Below are 15887 nucleotides of genomic sequence, written 5' to 3'. Positions count from 1 at the left end.
GGGCGTTCCCGGAACCGGTCGGCGGGCCCTCAGCCGATGGCGCCCAGCACCACCAGCAGCACCGCCCCCACCACGGCCGGCACGATCACCTCGTAGGCCCAGCGGACCGCCTTGGCGGGGCTTTCGGCAGCGGGCTTCTCGCGTGCGCGTTCGGCCAGTTCCCTGAGGTCGCGCACCGACTGGTCGGCGGCCGCCGACCGCGCCTGTGTGTCACGCACGTCGGCGGTGACGGACGTCCTGCCGTACGGGTCGTCGATCGACTGCCGGGACTGGTGACGGGCAGCCTTCTTGCGCTGCCGCAGCGAGACGGGGACCGCCCAGAGCTGGTACTTCCCGCCGTCCTGCGTGAAGATCTCGCTCGAGTACCCGGCCCGGACGTCCGCGACGTCGGACCACGGCAGCGTGATCGTCCGGAACGGATTACGGATCCGGACGCGCCGGTCGTTGGCGAACACCGCCGGCCGCAGCGTGAAGGCGACCACCAGCGGCACCACGGCCAGCAGTCCTGCCAGCGCCAGCCACGGCACCCGGCCCTCGCCCCGGACGGCCGCGTCCCCGCCGATCCAGCCGAGGAGCAGGATCAGGAGGACACCCCCGACCAGCCCGGCGGGCGACCGGAACGTCCGGTCGGCGTAGGTGGGCTCGGAGGGCGGTGTGGGGCTCGTCATGGGCCCGATTCTGCCTGACGTCCGCGGCGAACGCGGGGGCGGCCGCCCGGACACGCGTACGGAGCACGACGGGGCAGGTCACGGACGTGCGCGCGCCGAAGGGCAGGGCGGGCCCGGACGTGCGGGCGCCCGCCGCCGCGCCGTCCGCCGGGGCACCGCGTGATGCGCGAAGGCCACGGCCCCCTGTACAGGCCGCTACGCGCGTAGATATGCTCATGTGGTGACCATGCCCACCACTGCCCCCGCATTCGCCGACGCGACGGCGTCCGACAGTGCGCTGCGCCGCTTCCTGCACGGGCTGCCCGGCGTCGACGCCGTCGGCCTGGAAGCGCGCGCCGCCTCGCTCGGAACCCGTTCGGTCAAGACGACGGCCAAGGCGTACGCCATCGACCTGGCCATTTCGATGATCGACCTGACGACGCTGGAAGGCGCGGACACCCCGGGCAAGGTCCGGGCTCTCGCCGCCAAGGCCGTCAACCCCGATCCCACCGACCGCACGTCCCCGCGCACCGCGGCGGTCTGCGTCTACCCCGACATGGCGGCGACCGCCGTCGCCGCCCTGGCCGGTTCCGGCGTGAAGGTGGCGTCGGTGGCGACCGCCTTCCCCGCCGGGCGCGCCGCGCTCGACGTGAAGCTCGCGGACGTCCGTGACGCCGTGGCCGCGGGCGCCGACGAGATCGACATGGTGATCGACCGGGGGGCCTTCCTCTCCGGCCGCTACCTGAAGGTGTACGAGGAGATCCTCGCCGTGAAGGCCGAGTGCGGCCGGGCACGGCTGAAGGTGATCTTCGAGACCGGCGAGCTGTCCACGTACGACAACATCCGGCGGGCCTCCTGGCTCGGGATGCTGGCGGGCGCGGACTTCATCAAGACGTCGACCGGCAAGGTCGGGGTCAACGCCACCCCCGCGAACACCCTGCTGATGCTGGAGGCGGTGCGCGACTTCCGTGCGCAGACCGGCGTCCAGATCGGCGTGAAGCCGGCCGGCGGCATCCGCACCACCAAGGACGCCATCAAGTTCCTGGTGCTGGTGAACGAGACGGCGGGCGAGGACTGGCTGGACAACCACTGGTTCCGCTTCGGCGCTTCCAGCCTGCTGAACGACCTGCTGATGCAGCGCCAGAAGCTCAGCACCGGCCGTTACTCCGGCCCCGATTACGTGACGGTGGACTGATTCCCATGGCATCTGCATTCGAGTACGCACCGGCGCCGGAATCCCGTTCCGTCGTCGACATCGCCCCCTCGTACGGCCTGTTCATCGACGGCGAGTTCACCGAGGCCGCCGACGGCAAGGTCTTCAAGACGGTCAGCCCGTCGTCCGAGGAGGTGCTCTCCGAGGTCGCGCGGGCGGGCTCCGCGGACGTGGACCGGGCCGTGAAGGCCGCCCGCCGGGCGTTCGAGAAGTGGTCGGCGCTGCCCGGCTCCGAGCGCGCCAAGTACCTCTTCCGGATCGCCCGGATCATCCAGGAGCGCTCGCGCGAGCTGGCCGTCCTGGAGACGCTGGACAACGGCAAGCCGATCAAGGAGACCCGCGACGCGGACCTCCCGCTGGTCGCCGCGCACTTCTTCTACTACGCGGGCTGGGCCGACAAGCTGGACCACGCCGGCTACGGCGCGAACCCGCGCCCGCTCGGCGTCGCCGGGCAGATCATCCCCTGGAACTTCCCCCTGCTGATGCTCGCGTGGAAGATCGCCCCGGCGCTCGCCACCGGCAACACGGTCGTGCTCAAGCCCGCCGAGACGACCCCGCTCTCCGCGCTCTTCTTCGCGGACATCTGCCGGCAGGCCGGTCTCCCCAAGGGCGTCGTCAACATCCTGACGGGCTACGGGGACGCGGGCTCGGCCCTCGTCGAGCACCCGGACGTCAACAAGATCGCCTTCACGGGATCGACCGCGGTCGGCAAGGCCATCGCCCGCCAGATCGCCGGCACGGACAAGAAGGCCACGCTGGAGCTGGGCGGCAAGGGCGCCAACATCGTCTTCGACGACGCGCCGATCGACCAGGCCGTCGAGGGCATCGTCACCGGCATCTTCTTCAACCAGGGCCAGGTCTGCTGCGCGGGCTCGCGGCTCCTCGTCCAGGAGTCGATCGAGGAGGAGCTGCTGGACGCCCTCAAGCGCCGGCTCTCCACGCTGCGCCTCGGCGACCCGCTGGACAAGAACACCGACATCGGCGCGATCAACTCCGAGGCACAGCTCTCCCGGATCACCGCGCTCGTCGAGACGGGCGAGGCCGAGGGCGCGGACCGCTGGTCGGCGCCGTGCGAGCTCCCCTCCGCCGGCTACTGGTTCGCGCCGACGCTGTTCACCGGCGTCACCCAGGCGCACACCGTCGCCCGCGACGAGATCTTCGGCCCGGTCCTGTCCGTGCTGACCTTCCGTACGCCGGACGAGGCGGTCGCCAAGGCGAACAACAGCCAGTACGGCCTCTCGGCCGGCATCTGGACGGAGAAGGGCTCCCGCATCCTCGCGGTGGCGAACAGGCTCCGGGCGGGCGTCGTCTGGGCCAACACGTTCAACAAGTTCGACCCGACCTCGCCGTTCGGCGGTTACAAGGAGTCGGGCTTCGGCCGCGAAGGCGGCCGTCATGGTCTGGAGGCCTACCTCGATGTCTGACGGGCGACTGAGCGTCTTCAAGACCTACAAGCTGTACGTCGGGGGCAAGTTCCCCCGCTCCGAGAGCGGCCGGGTGTACGAGGTGACGAACTCGAAGGGCGCGTGGCTGGCGAACGCTCCCCAGTCCTCGCGCAAGGACGCGCGGGACGCCGTCGTGGCGGCGCGCAAGGCGTTCGGCGGCTGGTCGGGCGCGACCGCGTACAACCGCGGCCAGATCCTCTACCGCATCGCGGAGATGCTGGAGGGCCGGCGGGACCAGTTCGTCCGCGAGGTCGCGGAGGCCGAGGGACTGTCGAAGTCCAAGGCCGCGGCCGTCGTGGACGCGGCGGTGGACCGCTGGGTCTGGTACGCGGGCTGGACGGACAAGATCGCCCAGATCGTGGGCGGCGCGAACCCGGTCGCGGGGCCGTATCTCAACCTCTCGACCCCGGAGCCGACCGGCGTCGTGACCGTCCTCGCGCCGCAGGAGTCGTCGTTCCTGGGCCTGGTCTCGGTGCTCGCACCCGTGATCGCGGCCGGCAACACGGCGGTCGTCGTGGCCTCGGAGCGGTCCCCGCTGCCCGCCCTGTCGCTGGGCGAGGTGCTGGCCACCTCGGACCTGCCGGGGGGAGTCGTCAACATCCTGTCGGGGAGGACGGCGGAGATCGCCACGCCGCTCGCCTCGCACCAGGACGTCAACGGCATCGACCTCACGGGGGCCGACGCGGATCTGGCGAAGGAGCTGGAGATCGCGGCGGCCGACAACCTGAAGCGCGTCGCGCGCCCACAGGCTGTGGACAAGGACGCGGACGCGGACACCGACTGGTCGGCCGACCCGGGCACCCGCCGCCTGACGGCGTTCCTGGAGACCAAGACGGTGTGGCACCCGACGGGCGCGCTGGGCGCGGCGGGTTCCTCGTACTGACACGGATACGGCGGCGGCCCGTGCCCGGGACACCCCGGGCGCGGGCCGCCGTCCGTGTCAGCCGTGCAGCAGGCCCGTGACCGGCCCCAGCAGGGGCAGGTCCTTCAGCGCGCCGCCGCTGGTCAGCGGGTCGGTCACGGCGGCGGTGGAGACCGGCTTGAAGTCGGCGACCTGCGTCCCCACCGCGTTGTCCAGCGGGTCCACGCCCGTACCGGCCAGCGGGTCGAGACGCAGATGCGTCACGGGCGCGATGCCGTTGTCGAGCGAGTGGCCGAGCGCCCCCGTGACCGCGCCGCCCGCGGCCTCGCTCGCCTCGCCGAGGCTGGTGTCGGTCCCCGTCGCCTGCACGAGGGGCAGCGGGGCCGCCTGGGCCGCCGCACCCCCCGCTCCGAGCGCGGCACCCACCGCGGTGACGGTCAGACCTGCCCGCAGCAGTGCGCGGCGCCGGGACTTGGAAAGTGCGTGACGTGCCATGGAGTTCCCACCTGATCGGGCCGATCGAACCATCGATCGAGTAATCAATCGAGTGCTCAGAGTAGTTGAGGTGTGATGCGGGATACCAACCGGACCTCCGGGGATCCCCTGTGCGGGTCAATGCCTCACACTTGTGTTCCGTGAGTTCCCATGCGATTTCGACCCGCGTCGTCCTGCTGGCGGGCCCCTCCGGCTCCGGCAAGTCCTCCCTCGCCGCCCGCACCGGTCTTCCGGTGCTGCGGCTCGACGACTTCTACAAGGAGGCGGGCGACCCCACGCTGCCGCTCGTCAGCGGAAGCACGGACATCGACTGGGACTCCGCGCTCTCCTGGGACGCGGATGCGGCGGTCGCCGCGATCACGGAACTGTGCCGCACCGGCCGGACCGACATACCGGTGTACGACATCGCGACCAGCTCCCGGACCGGTCACGAGGGCTTCCACATCGAGCGCACGCCGCTCTTCGTGGCCGAGGGGATCTTCGCCGCGGACATCGTCGAGCGGTGCCAGTCGCTGGGCCTCCTGGCGGACGCCCTGTGCCTGCGCGGCCGTCCGTCCACGACGTTCCGCCGCCGCCTGCTGCGGGACCTGCGCGAGGGCCGCAAATCCGTGCCGTTCCTCCTCCGCCGGGGCTGGCGCCTGATGCGCGCCGAACGCCGCATCGTGGCCCGCCAGGTGGAACTCGGGGCGCACCCGTGCGGCAAGGCGGAGGCCCTGGGCCGGCTGGCCGCGGCAGCGGCGGGCCGTTGCCGGACGCCGGCACCGGCGAAGACGAGCCCGGCCCCGTAAGGGCTGTCGTCCTCCCCGGACGGACCCCGGGTGACACAGGAGGAGCGGGGGTTCGGTCAGCGGCCCCGAAAGGCCCGCACGAACGCCGAGGGGCCGGACAGGACCCCCCGGCCCGTCCGACCCCTCGGCTTCCCCCGTGAAACCGCCGCCTCCCCCGAAGCGGCGGCTCCGTACCCCGTACACCGCCGCCTCCCCCGAAGCAGCGGCCCCCGTTCCCCCGTCACACCGCCGCCTCCCCCGAAGCGACGCCCCCGTACCCCCCGCTGCCTCAGGCCACCAGCTCGCCGAAGGACTCCTCCTCGTCACGGCCGAAGCTGAGGACCTCGTCCTCGCGCAGCCGGCGGAGCGACCGCCAGATGCTGGACTTCACCGTGCCGACACTGATGTCGAGGATCGACGCGATCTCGGGGTCCGTGCGGCCCTCGTAGTAGCGCAGGACCAGCATCGTGCGCTGCGTCTCGGGCAGTCGCGCCAGCGCCTGCCAGAGCACGGCGCGCAGCTCCGTCCCGCGCATCGCGTCGGTGTCGCCCGCCGTCTCCGGCAGCTCCTCGGTCGGGTATTCGTTCAGCTTGCGCCTGCGCCAGGCGCTGATGTGCAGATTGGTCATGGTGCGGCGCAGATAGCCGCCGACCGCCGCCTTGTCGCTGATCCGGTCCCATGCCCGGTACGTCGAGAAGAGGGCGCTCTGCAGCAGGTCCTCGGCCTCGAACCGGTCACCGGTCAGGTGGTAGGCGGTGGCGTACAGGGAGGCGCGGCGCTCCTGGACGTAGGCCGTGAACGCCGCTTCGGCGTCCCCGTCCCGCTCCGGGGCGTTCCGCTCCCCCGTGACCTCCCCGTACGTGCTTCCCCCGTTGCCCGCCGCCGTGGCGGCGGGCGCGTCGACCACCGTCAGGAACGGCTTGCGCTCGGACGACGGGTACGAACGCCCTGCGGCTCGGACGCATCCCCGCCCGTTCAGCGCGGCGCCGGACTGCTCGGTGCTCCGCCCGAGGTCGTGGAGACGCGTGACAACTGCGCTCGTGGTGATGCCGTGCGTTGCGTTCATCTCGCGCCCCCCGTCGGTGGAGTCCGTCCGTTCCTTGTGCCAACGAGCTTGCCGGGGCGATTTCATGGCCCTGTCCGCCGACTGTCACAGGCCTGTCACAGGGCCCGGCGCCGACGTGATCCGGGGCCGCGGGATGCATGGGAGGGGACCAACTGTCGAACTAGGGCTCCCCCATGGGTCAGAATGACCCCCGTGCCTTTCCTGTTGCTGATCGAGGACGACGACGCCATCCGCACGGCCCTCGAACTCTCGCTGTCACGCCAGGGCCACCGAGTGGCCACCGCGGCGACGGGAGAGGACGGCCTCAACCTGCTGCGCGAGCAGCGGCCCGACCTGGTCGTGCTGGATGTGATGCTGCCCGGGATCGACGGTTTCGAGGTGTGCCGGCGCATCCGGCGCACCGACCAGTTGCCGATCATCCTGCTCACCGCGCGCAGCGACGACATCGACGTCGTGGTGGGCCTGGAGTCCGGCGCCGACGACTACGTGGTGAAGCCCGTCCAGGGCCGGGTGCTCGACGCCCGCATCCGCGCCGTACTGCGCCGCGGTGAGCGGGAGTCCACCGACTCCGCCACCTTCGGCAGCGTGGTGATCGACCGGTCCGCCATGACCGTGACGAAGAACGGGGAGGACCTGCAGCTCACGCCGACCGAGCTGCGGCTCCTGCTGGAGCTGAGCCGCCGGCCGGGCCAGGCCCTGTCGCGGCAGCAACTGCTTCGCCTCGTCTGGGAGCACGACTACCTCGGCGACTCCCGCCTGGTGGACGCCTGTGTCCAGCGGCTGCGCGCCAAGGTGGAAGACGTGCCGTCGTCGCCGACCCTGATCCGTACCGTGCGGGGCGTGGGATACCGGCTGGACTCGCCGCAGTGAGCACGGCTGTACGGCGGAGCCTGCTCGCCGGGCTCCGCTGGACCAGCCTGCGGCTGCGGCTCGTCGTCGTCTTCGCCCTGGTCGCGCTGACCGCCGCGGTGTCCGCGTCGGGCATCGCGTACTGGCTGAACCGCGAGGCGGTGCTGACGCGTACGCAGGACTCCGCGCTCGGCGACTTCCGGCAGGAGATGCAGAGCCGTGCCGCGTCGCTGCCGCTGCGCCCCACCCGGGAGGACCTCCAGACCGCCGCCGTGCAGATGGCGAGCAGCAGCCCCGGTTACAGCGTGCTGCTGATCGACGAACGCGGCCCGGGCAAGCCGATCGTCGGCAACTCCGACCTGGACACCTTCACCCGGGACAACGTGCCGGTGTCGCTGCAGGAGCAGGTCGACAGGAAGCAGCCGGTCAAGGCGGGCAACAAGTACCAGTACCACCTGTTCTGGCAGCGGACCTCGATCCGCGGCACGCCGTACCTCGTCGCCGGCACGAAGATCATCGGTGGCGGTCCGACCGGTTACATGCTCAAGTCGCTCGACCAGGAACGGCAGGACCTCAACTCGCTGGCCTGGTCCCTGGGGATCGCCACCGCGCTCGCCCTGGTCGGCTCCGCCCTGCTCGCCCAGGCCGCGGCGACGACGGTCCTGCGCCCCGTGCAGAGGCTGGGCGACGCCGCCCGCAAGCTCGGTGAAGGCAAGCTCGACACCCGGCTCGTGGTGTCCGGCACCGACGAACTGGCCGATCTCTCCCGGACGTTCAACAGAGCGGCCGGCTCCCTGGAGAAGAAGGTCGCGGACATGAGCGCGCGGGAGGAGTCCAGCCGCCGCTTCGTCGCCGACATGTCGCACGAACTGCGCACCCCGCTGACCGCCATCACCGCGGTCGCCGAGGTGCTGGAGGACGAGGCGGACAGCCTCGACCCGATGATCGCGCCCGCCGTGCACCTGGTGGTCAGCGAGACCCGGCGCCTCAACGACCTGGTGGAGAACCTGATGGAGGTCACCCGCTTCGACGCGGGCACGGCCCGGCTGGTCCTCGACACCGTCGACGTCGCCGACCAGGTGACCGCCTGCATCGACGCCCGCGCCTGGCTGGACGCGGTGGACCTGGACGCCGAACGCGGCATGATGGTCCGCCTCGATCCGCGCCGGCTCGACGTGATCCTCGCGAACCTGATCGGCAACGCCCTGAAACACGGCGGTTCACCCGTGCGGGTCTCCGTACGGACCGAGGACGACGACCTCGTCATCGAGGTGCGCGACCACGGCCCCGGCATCCCCGAGGACGTGCTGCCGCACGTCTTCGACCGCTTCTACAAGGCCAGCGCCTCCCGGCCACGCTCCGAGGGCAGCGGGCTCGGGCTGTCCATCGCCATGGAGAACGCGCACATCCACGGCGGCGACATCACCGCCGCCAACTCGCCGGACGGCGACGGCGCGATATTCGTCCTGCGCCTGCCGCGCGACGCGGAGGCGCTGAACGGCAGCACCGAGGGTCACGGCGCCGGGATCCCGGACGAGGAGGACGACGCGACGTGACACGCAGCGAACGCCGGGGCCGCCGTCCCGCCGCGACCCTGGCCGGTGCCGCGCTCTGTGCCGTACTGGCGGCGGGCTGCGGGATCAGGACGACGTCCGTACCCGTCGACGCGGGCCCGGCCCCGTCCCGGGTGCCGTGCGCCATGCCGGCGGAGGACATCGCCACGCAGGCCCAGCAGGGCATCCCCGTGCAGATCTATCTGGTCTGCGCCTCGGAACTGGTCACCGTGGACCGCACGGTCCAGGTCCGGGAGACGACGTCCGACCGGCTGCGGATCGCCCGCGCCCTGCTGGACGAACTGCGCGTGGACCCGCCGGGCCCCGAACAGCAGGCGGGCTTCTCCACCCACGTCCCCGAGACGCTCCGCGTCGCCGGCCCCCTCGCGGGCGACCCGAAGGGCACCCTGCGTCTCAGCGAGCAGCCGGAGGACCTGCCGTCCGAGGCGCTCGCGCAGATCGTCTGCACGTACGCCGAGAGCGAGTCGCTCGTCCCCGACGGCTCGGTCACGCTCGGCGGCCCGGGGCACTACGCCCCGCGCGGCTACGTGTGCACCACGGAGACGAAGGCCAGCCCGGAGGCCGTACCGACGAAGGACGCGGCCCAGGTGCCGTGAGCGGACCCCGCGACGCGGCACGGGCGTAAGGCAGCCCCGGCGGACCCCGCGACGCGGCCCCGGAGGGGGCCGGCCGGCCCCTCCGCGGGCACCACGACGCGGCGTGAGCCAGGTCTCCCCCGCACGAGCGGAACCGATCCCGCCGCCGCCCGCGTCTTGGGGAACGTGCGTCAAGGTTCGGGCGGCCAAGCCGTCATCCGCTTCCGCGCGGTCGGAGTGTCCCTCCTCCTCGCGCATCTCCTGCTCGTCGGGTGGCTGACTCTGCGCCCGCTGGACGTGCCGTGGATGACCGCCGCCAACCTCCAGCCGTTCGCCGGCATCAAGGCGGACCTGTCCCTCGGCCCGGTCACCGCCGTCCGCCGCATCGGCAAGGAACTCCTCCTGCTGGCCCCCCTCGGCGTGCTGCTGCCGCTGGCCGGCGGCCGCCTCCTCGTCTCGCCGTGGGCCTCACTGACCCGTACCGTCGCGGCCGGGGCGCTGATCTCGCTGGCCATCGAACTGGGCCAGACAGGGGTGCCGGGCCAGGTCGTCGACGTCGACTCGATGATCCTGAACACCATCGGCATCGCACTCGCACACGTCCTGGTCGTCCCGGCGTGGCGCGCGCGGCTGCGCCGCTCACTGCCCCGGGCCGCCCGCACGTCCCCGGCCGCGCCGGTGTCCGCGTCTCAGGGGCCGACCCCGACGATTTCCAGGGTCGGCATCGCCCCGTAGAGCGACGCCCCGCCCCGTTCCGCGAGCCATCCTGGATACATCGGGAGCACAACGGACCGCTCCCTCTCAGCAACGGTTCGCGAAGGAGCCCACCATGGCCGCACTTGCCCGCCCCCGTGACGGACGCATGCTCGGCGGAGTGTGCGCAGCGCTGGCACGGCGCTTCGGCACCTCCGCGAAGACCATGCGCGTCATCTTCGTCATCTCGTGCCTGCTGCCGGGCCCGCAGTTCCTGCTCTACCTGGCGCTGTGGCTGCTGCTCCCCGAGGAGCGGCCGTCGTCGGCCGCGACCGCCTGGTAGTCCTCGTCCCTCCGCACGCCTGTGGGCGGGCACCCGGCCTACGGGTGCCCGCCCACAGGCAGGTGCGGAACCGGGCTCAGCGGCCGAGCGGCAGTCCGTTGGCCGACAGACCGCTGGTCGTCAGACCACCGGCGGGCAGACCGCCGAGGAGGCCCTTGGCCGGGGCGGTGACGTCGCCCAGGACCTTCGTCTGGCTGGTGCCGAGCAGCTGGGTGGCGGTGTCCTGGACCGGCAGGGTCGACGTGGCGTTCGCCAGGGCGCCGGCGACCGGCAGGGCGCTGGTCGCGGTCTCCAGCGGCAGCGCGGAAGCCGACGCGGTACCGGCGGCGGCAGCGGCGAAAGCGGCACCGAGAGCGGCGACGCCGAGAGTCCTGGCAGCAGACTGCTTCATGTGAAATTCATCCTTGGGGAAGGGGATGTGAGCGGCTCTGCAAGTTAGTCAGCTCGCTGCCCCTCCCGCAAACATCGAAAGACACGGAAAACGGCCGGAAGTCACGCTCCCGGCCGTTTCCCGAAGACCGTCGATCAGCCGGCGAGCGAGCTGGAAACCCTGGTCGCAGCGGTCTGCTCGAAGAGCCATTCGGATTTCAGCTCGGCGTATCCGGGCTTGATGACGTCATTGATCATGGCCAGACGTTCATCGAAAGGAATGAATGCTGATTTCATCGCATTGACGGTGAACCACTGCATGTCGTCGAGCGTGTATCCGAAGGCTTCGGTCAGCTTCTCGAATTCCCGGCTCATGCTGGTACCGCTCATCAGCCGGTTGTCCGTGTTCACGGTGGCCCGGAAGTGCAGGCGGCGCAGCAGCCCGATCGGGTGCTCGGCGTACGAGGTCGCGGCACCGGTCTGCAGGTTGGAGGTCGGGCACATCTCCAGCGGGATGCGCTTGTCCCGTACGTACGAGGCGAGGCGGCCGAGCTTCACGCTGCCGTCCTCCGCGACCTCGATGTCGTCGATGATCCGGACGCCGTGGCCGAGCCGGTCGGCGCCGCACCACTGGATGGCCTGCCAGATCGACGGCAGGCCGAAGGCCTCGCCCGCGTGGATGGTGAAGTGGTTGTTCTCGCGCTTGAGGTACTCGAAGGCGTCGAGGTGCCGGGTGGGCGGGAAGCCCGCCTCGGCGCCGGCGATGTCGAAGCCGACGACACCCTGCTCGCGGTAGCGGTTGGCCAGCTCCGCGATCTCCAGCGAACGCGCGGCGTGGCGCATCGCGGTGAGCAGCGCGCCCACCCTGATCCGGTTGCCGTCCTGGCGCGCCCGGCGCTCGCCCTCCCGGAAGCCCTCGTTGACGGCCTCGACGACCTCTTCGAGGCTCAGACCGGCTTCCAGGTGCTGCTCGGGGGCGTACCGGATCTCGGCGTAGACGACACCGTCGGCGGCGAGGTCCTCGGCGCACTCGGCGGCGACCCTGACGAGCGCGTCTCGGGTCTGCATCACGGCGCAGGTATGGGCGAACGTCTCGAGATACCGCTCCAGCGAACCGGAGTCCGCGGCCTCCCGGAACCAGACGCCGAGCTTGTCGGCATCCGTCTCGGGAAGTCCGTCGTATCCGTTGGCCGCGGCGAGTTCGACGACCGTCCCCGGGCGCAGGCCGCCGTCGAGGTGGTCGTGGAGAAGGACCTTGGGGGCACGCCGGATCTGATCCTGGCCGGGCACATTGAGGGTGGGGCTCATCATCCACGCACTCTAACGCCTACGCGCGTAGAGCGCGCTCCCGATACGTAACAGAGACCGCGAATACGGGTGGCGTACATCTGCCCTTCTGACACTGTTGCGTCATGGCACAGCGCGCACTCCCCCTGCCTGCTGCAAGGCTGGGACGGGCCGTCAGGACGGCCGGAGCATCTCCCACGGTCAGCGGCGTGGTCCTGCTGCTCCCGGACGGCGAGCCCTACTCGTACCGCCGCCCCTCCTCCCTCTCCTACGCCCGCCGGCTCCCCCTCGCCCGGGCCCTGGCCCGCGCCGGCGCCGACGACGGCCTCTCCGCCCACGTCGTGCACTACCGCTGCCGCGGCTGGAACACCGCGGAAGCCCACCTCGCGGCGGACGCCGAATGGGCGGTGGACGAGGTCGTACGCCGCTACGGCGACATCCCCGTCTGCCTGGCCGGCCACGGCATGGGCGGCCGGGCGGCCCTCCGCGCGGGCGGCCACCCGGCCGTCACCTCGGTCCTCGCGATGGCCCCCTGGCTGCCGGCCGGCCCGGACGCCGAACCGGAACCGGTCAAGCACCTGGTCGGCCGCCACGTCCTCCTCGTCCACGGCACGAACGACGCCCGCTCGGAGCCCGAGCTCTCCTTCCGCCTGGCCGAACGCGCCAAGAAGTCCAACCGCGACACCTGCCGCTTCGAGGTCCACTCGGACGGCCACGCCCTGCGCCAGCACCACAGGGAAGTGACCGCCCTGGCCGCGGACTTCATCCGCGGTTCCCTCTTCGGCCGGGGCTACGCCCGCCCCCTCGCGGACGCACTGGCGGCCCCGCCGCCGCTGGGACTGCGGATGCCGCTGGCGGCGGGGTTCGGGGAGTCGCTGCGGGGGTGAGAGGGCCGGCGCGGAGGGAGCCGTGAGCCTTCGGGATACGGAATCGTCTGTTCCCACGGGGCCGGGGTACGCGAGGCGTCATGACTCTGGCGCGCTCCTTACCCGACAGTCCGACCGAGTGGTGGATCTACCTCGGTGCGTTCGCCGTCTATGTGCTCACCCGTCTGTTCCTGGCCTGGCACCAGGCACGCAAGGAGGGGGCCGACCATCCTCTCCGAGCCGCCTTCTCGGAGGAGGAGCCGGAGGAGAGCAGCAGGCCCCTGACCATCGGATCCTTCCGGTCCTACCGGCAGATCCTGGGTTTCGTGGCCGGTACGGTCGTGATCGTCATGGTGGCCACCCTGACCGACGGCGCCCTGCGGGTGGTGCTGATGTGCACCCTCGCTCCCGTCATCGTCGCGGCCCTGGCCTACCTCGACTTCCGCCTCGCCCGGACCGCACGCCTGCGCGCCGAGGGCCCCTCCGGGGCAGCCCGGAGGACTCACCGGTCCGCCTGAGCCGCTCCGCCCGGAGGGGACGCCCCACCGGGCGGAGGGATCTCCGCTTCCGCCCACACGGTCTTCCCCGGACCGAGCCGGTCGCTCACGCCCCACCGGGCGGCAAGGGCCTCCACGATGACGAGTCCCCTGCCGCCGTCGGCCTCGGCGTCGGGCTGCGAAACGGACGCGGGGTCCGGTCGGGCCTCGTGGGTGTCGGAGATCTCGACCCGTACGACTCCGGTTCCGTACGCGTACGAGAGCCGCAACTCGAAGTCGCGCCCGGACACGCGTCCGTGGAGGACCGCGTTGGCCGCGAGTTCCGCGACGAGGAGCGCCACGGTGTCCGAGAGTTGGGTGTCGTACGGGACCCCCCAGGTGTCGAGTTTCCACACGGCCAGCCGCCTCGCGAGGGTCGCGCCCAGGCGGGTGGCGGAGCAGCGTTGCACGAACACGCTTACGGTTGTCGGCGGTTGGGCTTGGCGCAGTGCTGTCATGCGCCAAGCGTTCCGCCTCAGCCACCGCTTCCAGCAGGAACGGCACCCATACAGATCCACCTGTATGGGTGCACGCTCTGGACCGGGTGAGTAACCGTCCGTGATCATTGATGAGTTGATCGATGCACGGAAGACGGGGCGGCGGCGATGACGTCAGACCACGAGAACACCACGGCGAACGGCGAACCCGAGCTGTCCGACAGTCTGCGGACGTTCGGTGCGGTCATAAAGGCCCTGCGCGAGGCCGCGGGCCTCACGCAGGAGGAGTTCGCGCCCCGCGTGCAGTACTCGCCCGCCTACATCGCCAAGATCGAGCAGGGCAAGAGATTCCCGCCGGACAACCTCCCCGAGCGGGCGGCGGAGGCTCTGGGGCCGGTCGCGGGGAAGGTTCTGGGCGCCGCCGCGCGGAGCCTGCGCAGGAGGGCCGGGCTCGCCTCCTGGTTCCAGCAGTGGGCGGGGATCGAGGAGGAGGCGATCACGCTGTACGCGTACGAGTGCAGGGGGGTCCCTGGGCTGTTACAGCCGGAGGGCTACATCCGAGCCCTGTTTGAACGCCAGCTGCCGCCGCTCACGGAGACACAGATCCAACGGCAAGTAGCGGCCCGGCTCGAACGGCAGCGACTGCTGTGCGAACGCCCCAACACCGCTTTCAGCTTCGTCATCGAGCAAGCCGTTCTGGAGCGTCAGGTGGGTGGGGAGGGCGTTACCGCCTTCGTCATCGAACACCTGCTGGCCATGGGCCGGTACACCAACGTCGAAATCCAGATCATGCCACTCCGGCAGGAGGATCACACAGGGATCGATGGGCAGTTGTACCTCGCCGAGAGCCCTCGCAACCAGTGGTTCGGCTACACCGAAGGACACCGTTCAAGCGCCCTGCTCACCGCTCCGAGTGAAGTGAGCATCCTGCTTCAGCGCTATGGCAAGCTGCGTTCCCAGGCCCTGGACTGCCGGGCTACGGTGAGCTTGCTGGAACGGATGCGAGGAGCGCTATGAGCACCACAGAGCGGGACTGGTTCAAGAGCAGCTACAGCGGCGGCGACGGCGACAACTGCATCGAGGTGGCCCTGCGCCCCCACGCCGTCCACGTCCGCGACTCCAAGGACACCGCCCGCCGCCCGCTCACCGTCTCCGCCACCGCGTGGTCGGACTTCACCGCGTACGCGTCCACCGTCGCACCCTGAGAGGCGCTCGGCGTACGAAACGTGGTCGCGCCGCAGCACTGAGCTCGACAGAATCACCGCCCATGGCCAACTCGTATGCGCAACCCGTCCTCAGAACGACCGATCTGTCGGAAGGGCTGCGCGTTGTCGAGCGGTTGCTGGCAATCGCTGACCTGCGAGAGCTCGAAATCGACTACGAGGCACACATCTCCTCGACAAGAACCCTGACGCCTCTGTTGGAGGTGTTGCCGAGGGCGACGTGGTACACCGAAGACGACAGTGCCTCATCGGAGGACGGCGACGATCCGTCGGCGCATCTGCCCATTCGCTTGAGGGCCTGCGCAGCGGCACCGGAGACGGTGGGAGCGTTTCTCGGATCGCTGCATGACACGCCTGCCACGGTGCGGTGGGACTTCGTGGGCTGGCCGGCCGCCCCTGAAGTCGGCCTGGATATCGGTGGTTCCAGAGGCGCGTTCGTGACCCTGTGCGTGAACGTCCGCGACCTCGACCTGGAAGAGCCCGCCACCGATCACACCGTCTTCGTCCACGTGAAGCAGATCGAGGCCGAGCGCGCGCCCTGGCTGGCCGCGCAGGTCGGGCTCCCGGTGATCGGCGACCTGGTGATGGCTCCGTACTGAGCAGCCACACCCGCGGCGAACGCCGACCGCATGTCACGCCC

At 71.1% G+C, this 15887-nt stretch carries 20 protein-coding genes; 14 read left to right on the top strand and 6 right to left on the bottom strand.

Going from position 1 to position 15887, the window contains the following annotated elements; genetic code table 11:
* Positions 1 to 29 precede the first annotated feature (29 nt).
* Entirely contained in the window at positions 30 to 668 is a 639-nt protein-coding gene (locus E6R60_RS18605; protein ID WP_136327700.1) for a PH domain-containing protein, read from the bottom strand.
* 226 nt (positions 669 to 894) lie between these two features.
* On the opposite strand from E6R60_RS18605, the gene deoC reads away from it, so the two are divergent.
* From deoC to E6R60_RS18590, 3 genes are read left to right on the top strand one after another with little or no spacing between them, the layout of a single operon-like run.
* The gene (gene deoC, locus E6R60_RS18600) at positions 895 to 1842 is read left to right on the top strand and encodes a deoxyribose-phosphate aldolase (protein WP_136327762.1); all 948 of its coding nucleotides are present in this window, start codon (positions 895 to 897) and stop codon (positions 1840 to 1842) included.
* Positions 1843 to 1847: 5 nt separating this feature from the next.
* Complete coding sequence (locus tag E6R60_RS18595; RefSeq protein ID WP_136327699.1) at positions 1848 to 3284, top strand: aldehyde dehydrogenase family protein; 1437 nt, start codon at positions 1848 to 1850, stop codon at positions 3282 to 3284.
* Complete coding sequence (locus E6R60_RS18590; RefSeq protein WP_136327698.1) at positions 3277 to 4188, top strand: aldehyde dehydrogenase family protein; 912 nt, start codon at positions 3277 to 3279, stop codon at positions 4186 to 4188. Before E6R60_RS18595 ends, E6R60_RS18590 begins: the two co-directional genes overlap by 8 nt.
* A gap of 57 nt (positions 4189 to 4245) precedes the next feature.
* Here E6R60_RS18590 and E6R60_RS18585 read toward each other — a convergent pair whose 3' ends face one another.
* On the bottom strand, positions 4246 to 4662 hold the full coding sequence (locus E6R60_RS18585; RefSeq protein WP_136327697.1) for a hypothetical protein: 417 nt from the start codon (positions 4660 to 4662) through the stop codon (positions 4246 to 4248).
* 140 nt (positions 4663 to 4802) lie between these two features.
* Here E6R60_RS18585 and E6R60_RS18580 point away from each other — a divergent pair, with 140 nt between their 5' ends.
* Entirely contained in the window at positions 4803 to 5450 is a 648-nt protein-coding gene (locus E6R60_RS18580) for a uridine kinase (protein WP_240802612.1), read from the top strand.
* Positions 5451 to 5718: 268 nt separating this feature from the next.
* Here E6R60_RS18580 and E6R60_RS18575 read toward each other — a convergent pair whose 3' ends face one another.
* Positions 5719 to 6495: a SigE family RNA polymerase sigma factor gene (locus E6R60_RS18575; protein ID WP_136327696.1), complete on the bottom strand. Its 777-nt coding sequence runs from the start codon at positions 6493 to 6495 to the stop codon at positions 5719 to 5721.
* Positions 6496 to 6687: 192 nt separating this feature from the next.
* Here E6R60_RS18575 and afsQ1 point away from each other — a divergent pair, with 192 nt between their 5' ends.
* From afsQ1 to E6R60_RS18550, 5 genes are all read left to right on the top strand, one after another.
* Complete coding sequence (gene afsQ1, locus E6R60_RS18570) at positions 6688 to 7365, top strand: two-component system response regulator AfsQ1 (RefSeq protein ID WP_185095372.1); 678 nt, start codon at positions 6688 to 6690, stop codon at positions 7363 to 7365.
* Positions 7362 to 8900, top strand: coding sequence for a HAMP domain-containing sensor histidine kinase (locus E6R60_RS18565; protein ID WP_136327694.1), 1539 nt, complete (start codon positions 7362 to 7364; stop codon positions 8898 to 8900). Before afsQ1 ends, E6R60_RS18565 begins: the two co-directional genes overlap by 4 nt.
* Positions 8897 to 9514, top strand: coding sequence for a hypothetical protein (locus E6R60_RS18560; RefSeq protein ID WP_136327693.1), 618 nt, complete (start codon positions 8897 to 8899; stop codon positions 9512 to 9514). Before E6R60_RS18565 ends, E6R60_RS18560 begins: the two co-directional genes overlap by 4 nt.
* Positions 9515 to 9679: 165 nt before the next feature.
* A complete protein-coding gene (locus E6R60_RS18555; RefSeq protein WP_136327692.1) occupies positions 9680 to 10228 on the top strand; it encodes a VanZ family protein in 549 nt (182 codons plus the stop codon).
* A 94-nt stretch (positions 10229 to 10322) separates the two neighbouring features.
* A complete protein-coding gene (locus tag E6R60_RS18550; RefSeq protein WP_136327691.1) occupies positions 10323 to 10529 on the top strand; it encodes a PspC domain-containing protein in 207 nt (68 codons plus the stop codon).
* 76 nt (positions 10530 to 10605) lie between these two features.
* On the opposite strand, the gene E6R60_RS18545 is transcribed toward E6R60_RS18550, so the two are convergent.
* Positions 10606 to 10920, bottom strand: a complete 315-nt coding sequence (locus E6R60_RS18545) for a hypothetical protein (protein WP_136327690.1) — start codon at positions 10918 to 10920, stop codon at positions 10606 to 10608.
* 134 nt (positions 10921 to 11054) lie between these two features.
* Entirely contained in the window at positions 11055 to 12209 is a 1155-nt protein-coding gene (locus E6R60_RS18540) for an adenosine deaminase (RefSeq protein ID WP_136327689.1), read from the bottom strand.
* Between the two features lie 101 nt (positions 12210 to 12310).
* On the opposite strand from E6R60_RS18540, the gene E6R60_RS18535 reads away from it, so the two are divergent.
* Positions 12311 to 13072: an alpha/beta hydrolase gene (locus E6R60_RS18535; RefSeq protein WP_168713640.1), complete on the top strand. Its 762-nt coding sequence runs from the start codon at positions 12311 to 12313 to the stop codon at positions 13070 to 13072.
* 80 nt (positions 13073 to 13152) lie between these two features.
* Complete coding sequence (locus tag E6R60_RS18530; RefSeq protein ID WP_136327688.1) at positions 13153 to 13569, top strand: hypothetical protein; 417 nt, start codon at positions 13153 to 13155, stop codon at positions 13567 to 13569.
* Here E6R60_RS18530 and E6R60_RS18525 read toward each other — a convergent pair.
* Complete coding sequence (locus E6R60_RS18525) at positions 13554 to 14003, bottom strand: ATP-binding protein (protein WP_136327687.1); 450 nt, start codon at positions 14001 to 14003, stop codon at positions 13554 to 13556. The genes E6R60_RS18530 and E6R60_RS18525 overlap by 16 nt on opposite strands.
* Positions 14004 to 14192: 189 nt before the next feature.
* On the opposite strand from E6R60_RS18525, the gene E6R60_RS18520 reads away from it, so the two are divergent.
* The 3 genes from E6R60_RS18520 (at position 14193) to E6R60_RS18510 (ending at position 15846) form a co-directional block, all read left to right on the top strand.
* On the top strand, positions 14193 to 15041 hold the full coding sequence (locus E6R60_RS18520; RefSeq protein WP_136327686.1) for a helix-turn-helix transcriptional regulator: 849 nt from the start codon (positions 14193 to 14195) through the stop codon (positions 15039 to 15041).
* Positions 15038 to 15229: a DUF397 domain-containing protein gene (locus E6R60_RS18515; RefSeq protein WP_136327685.1), complete on the top strand. Its 192-nt coding sequence runs from the start codon at positions 15038 to 15040 to the stop codon at positions 15227 to 15229. Before E6R60_RS18520 ends, E6R60_RS18515 begins: the two co-directional genes overlap by 4 nt.
* Before the next feature lie 62 nt (positions 15230 to 15291).
* Complete coding sequence (locus E6R60_RS18510) at positions 15292 to 15846, top strand: hypothetical protein (RefSeq protein ID WP_136327684.1); 555 nt, start codon at positions 15292 to 15294, stop codon at positions 15844 to 15846.
* Positions 15847 to 15887: the final 41 nt, after the last annotated feature.

The sequence above is a fragment of the Streptomyces sp. A0642 genome (assembly GCF_004795105.1).
Taxonomy (GTDB): domain Bacteria; phylum Actinomycetota; class Actinomycetes; order Streptomycetales; family Streptomycetaceae; genus Streptomyces.
The sequence above is the reverse complement of the archived record's forward strand: the minus strand, read 5'-3'. Positions and strand labels throughout refer to the sequence as shown.